Annotated in this window: 1 protein-coding gene; it reads left to right on the top strand. The window is 60.1% G+C overall.

The annotated features are described in order from the left end of the window. Nucleotides 1-521: TOBE domain-containing protein (locus EN993_RS36210; RefSeq protein WP_127266277.1), on the top strand; the 521-nt coding region annotated here is incomplete at its 5' end. Between the last annotated feature and the right edge of the window lie 457 nt (nucleotides 522-978).

Genomic DNA, 978 nt, shown 5'->3' with positions numbered 1-978 from the left:
GCGTCACCATCCTCTACGTCACCCACGACCAGGAAGAGGCGCTGCATCTGTCGGACCGGATCGCACTGTTCCGGGACGGCCGCATCGAGCAGACCGGCAGCGGCGAGGACCTGTATCTGCGGCCAGCCACCGATTTCGTCGCCGGCTTCATCGGCAATTCGAATTTCCTCGCCGCAGAACATCTTGACACCAAGGATGGCACGGCAACAATCCGGCTGGCCGACGGTTCGGTCGTCTCCGGCGTCAGGGCCAACGGCACGTTCGGCAAAGGCCAGAAGACCAGGCTGATGATCAGGCCGGAAGCGTTTGGCATGGAGAGGCGCCCGGCGAGCGCGGAACTCAACGTCGAGATCGTCGATGTCGCCTTCTACGGCGAGCGCCGGCGCATCGTCGCGCGCACCGCCGGCGGCGAGGGGGTCGACATCAGGCCGACCTCCGCCGCCATGCAGTCGCAGGACCTGACGCCCTGCAGCCGGCAGGTCTTTTTCGATCCGACAGCGGCGTTCCTGTTTCCTGCCTGACATGCCGGTTGATTGTCTGGAGTCGACCAGAGCGGCAAATACAGTGGCCCTATGCGCATCGCGGCACAGCAAGGCAGCCCGCAATCTTGATCGCGCGGCAAATGATTCCGGTCATGGAATCCCACTTTGGCCGAAACGAGCAAAATCCGAAAAAGTTTCAAGCTTTTTTCGACTATATTTTACCCGGGATTGGCCTGCTTCCTGGAACTTTCATCCAAACCTGTCGTTTTTCCAGACGATCGTTGCTCGACGATCTCAAAGCAACAGGAGGATTGTACCATGAACATCAAGATGATCTGCTTGGGCGCCATGGCGCTTTCGATGGTCGGCGGCGCGGCGTTTGCCAAAACGTCGGCTCTCGACGATCCGGCCAAGATGCAGCCCTTCTACACCGACTCCAGCATGAAGACGATGGTCAGCAACGACGACTTCGTGAAGGCTTGGAAGGCCCTAACGC

Source organism: Mesorhizobium sp. M7D.F.Ca.US.004.01.2.1 (assembly GCF_003997785.1).
Taxonomy (GTDB): domain Bacteria; phylum Pseudomonadota; class Alphaproteobacteria; order Rhizobiales; family Rhizobiaceae; genus Mesorhizobium; species Mesorhizobium loti.
Note: the sequence above shows the minus strand (reverse complement) of the source record. Positions and strands in the feature narration are given on the sequence as shown.